Origin of the sequence: Rhizomonospora bruguierae (genome assembly GCF_018397995.1) — a bacterium.
In the GTDB taxonomy this organism is placed as follows: Bacteria; Actinomycetota; Actinomycetes; order Mycobacteriales; family Micromonosporaceae; genus Rhizomonospora; species Rhizomonospora bruguierae.
In genome coordinates, this window is sequence record NZ_BBQH01000169.1 from 1 (window position 1) to 893 (window position 893).

Consider the following 893-nt stretch of genomic DNA (forward strand, 5'->3'; position numbering starts at 1 on the left):
TCTTCAGCGCGTCGAGGGCCAGGTCGGTGTAGAGCGACGTAGACACCTGCCAGCCCACGATCATGCGGGAGTGCACGTCCAGGACGAACGCGGCGTACACCCAGCCCACACTCGTGCGCACGTAGGTCAGGTCGGCGACCCACAGCTGGTTCGGGCCGGCTGCGGTGAAGTCCCGTTTGACCAGGTCAGCGGGCCGGTTGGTCTCGGCCGCCGGCCGGGTCGTGCGCGGTGACTTGTCGCGCAGCAGTCCGCGTAGCCCGGACTCACGCATCAGCCGCTCGACGGTGCACCGGGCCACCTCGATGTCCTGGCGGTGCAGCTCGTGCCAGACCTTGCGGGCCCCGTAGACGCCGTAGTTGGCCGCGTGGACCTGCTCGATCACCGCGGTCAGCTCCTCATCACGCCGGGAGCGGGCGCTGGCCGGGCGGGTCTTGGCGGCGTAGTAGGTCGACGGTGCGATCTGTGCCGGCGTATCTTGCAGCGCCCGCAGGACCGGCTGGACACCGTGTCGCTCCCGCTGGGAGTCGACGAACTCGACCTTCATCGCGACGGACGGTCCAACTCCGCCGCGAAGAAAGACGCCGCAGACTTCAGAATCTGGTTCGCCCGCCGCAGCTCACGCACCTCCCGTTCCAGCGCGGCGAGGCGTTCCGCGTCGCTGCTGGTGGTGCCCGGCCGGTCACCGGCATCGGTCTCAGCCTTCTTCACCCACGTGCGCAACGCCTCCGGATGAACCCCGAGCTGACCGGCGATCCGCCGGATCGCTCCCACCGCGGACGCCGGATCCCGACGGGCCTCGACCGCCAACCGGGTCGCACGCTCACGCAACTCATCGTTGTACTTCTTCGATGCGGGCATCGCTGGTGTTCCTCCCAGGTTTCGATGTCTCCATC

General features: G+C 68.6%; 2 protein-coding genes. Both read right to left on the reverse strand.

All coding sequences use genetic code 11. The annotated features are described in order from the left end of the window. Window positions 1–544, reverse strand: a 544-nt coding sequence (locus KJS59_RS30680; protein WP_213457496.1) for an IS3 family transposase, incomplete at its 3' end; no start/stop codon positions are given. Then, window positions 541–893, reverse strand: a 353-nt coding sequence (locus tag KJS59_RS30685) for a transposase (protein WP_213457498.1), incomplete at its 5' end; no start/stop codon positions are given. The genes KJS59_RS30680 and KJS59_RS30685, both read right to left, overlap by 4 nt.